This is a genomic window from Streptomyces pathocidini, assembly GCF_001418495.1.
Taxonomy (GTDB): Bacteria; Actinomycetota; Actinomycetes; order Streptomycetales; family Streptomycetaceae; genus Streptomyces; species Streptomyces pathocidini.
In genome coordinates this window covers 1-1,523 of sequence record NZ_LIQY01000651.1, presented here as the reverse complement: position 1 = coordinate 1,523, position 1,523 = coordinate 1, and the positions used below count along the sequence as shown (strand labels likewise).

Below are 1,523 nucleotides of genomic sequence, written 5' to 3'. Positions count from 1 at the left end.
CATGGCGGCGAAGGCGCGCTCGTCGGCCAGCAGGGCTACGGTGCTGGGCACTTCGCGCCGCAGTGCGCGCCGGGTGACCCGTCGGGTATTGCCGTTGTCGGTCTGTGCCATGACTCCCCCTCAGTGCATGAGCCTCACTTGCTCACTCACCGTAACCGGGAGGTCTGACAACGGAGTGTGACGGCGGGGTTCAGGCCTCCGGGGCGGAGTGGTCGCGGGCCACGCGCTCGTAGAAGCGCAGGAGTTCGACGTGGTCGACGGAGCCGGGGTTGACGGCCTGGTCGAGCGGGGTGCCCTGGAGCAGGCGCTTGACGGGGACTTCGAGGCGCTTGCCGGTGAGGGTGTGCGGGACGCCGGGGGCTTCGATGATGTCGTCGGGGACGTGACGAGGCGAGAGCTGTTCGCGGATGGTGCGCTTGACGCGGTCGCGGAGGGCGTCGTCGAGGACGGTGCCTTCGGCGAGGTGGACGAACAGGGGCATCCAGTAGCCGCCGCCGGGCTGTTCGAGGCCGATGACGAGGGACTCGCGGATTTCGGGGAGGCGTTCGACGGCCTCGTAGATGTCGGCCGAGCCCATGCGTACGCCCTGCCGGTTGAGGGTGGAGTCGGAGCGTCCGTGGATGACGACGGTGCCGCGCGAGGTGAGGGTGATCCAGTCGCCGTGGCGCCAGGCGCCGGGGAACATCTCGAAGTAGCTCTCGTGGTAGCGGCTGCCGTCGGGGTCGTTCCAGAAGTGGATGGGCATGGACGGCATGGGGTTGGTGACGATCAGTTCGCCGACCTCGTCGGTGACGGGTCTGCCGTGCGGGTCCCAGGCCTGGAGGTCGGTGCCCAGGCAGGGGGCCTGGAGTTCGCCGACGAAGACGGGGAGCGTGGGGACGGCGCCGGCGAAGCAGCTGCAGACGTCGGTGCCGCCGCTGACGGAGGCGATCCACAGGTCTTCGGCGACCTCGTCGTGGATCCAGCGGAAGCCGTCGGGCGGGAGCGGGGAGCCGGTGGTGGCGACGCACCTGACGCGGGAGAGGTCGAGGTCGCGGCCGGGGTGGACGTCCACCTTGCGGCAGGCCATCACGTAGGCGGCCGAGGTGCCGAAGAAAGTGGTGGCGGTGCGTTCGGCGACGCGCCACTGGGCGGCGGTGTCGGGGTGGCCGGGGCTGCCGTCATAGAGGACGACGGTGGTGCCGACGAGCAGGCCGGAGACGAGGAAGTTCCACATCATCCAGCCGGTGGAGGTGTACCAGAAGAAGCGGTCGTCCGGGCCCAGGTCGGTGTGCAGGGAGAGCTGCTTGAGGTGCTCCAGGAGGATGCCGCCCTGGGACTGGACGATGGCCTTGGGCAGTCCGGTGGTGCCGGAGGAGTAGAGCACCCACAGGGGGTGGTCGAAGGGGACCTGCTCGAAGACGGGCTCGGTGGCGGCGGCGACCAGGCTGTCCCAGTTGAGGGCGCCTTCGGGGGCCGGGGTCCCCAGGAGCGGGATGTGCACCACGGCCTGGAGGGTGGGGAGTTCGCGGCGGAGTTCGGCG

General features: G+C 70.1%; 1 protein-coding gene. It reads right to left on the bottom strand.

Annotation, left to right across the window (positions count from 1 at the left end):
- Positions 1-190 precede the first annotated feature (190 nt).
- Positions 191-1,523, bottom strand: a 1,333-nt coding sequence (locus AOK16_RS24070) for an acetoacetate--CoA ligase (RefSeq protein WP_079101727.1), incomplete at its 5' end; no start/stop codon positions are given.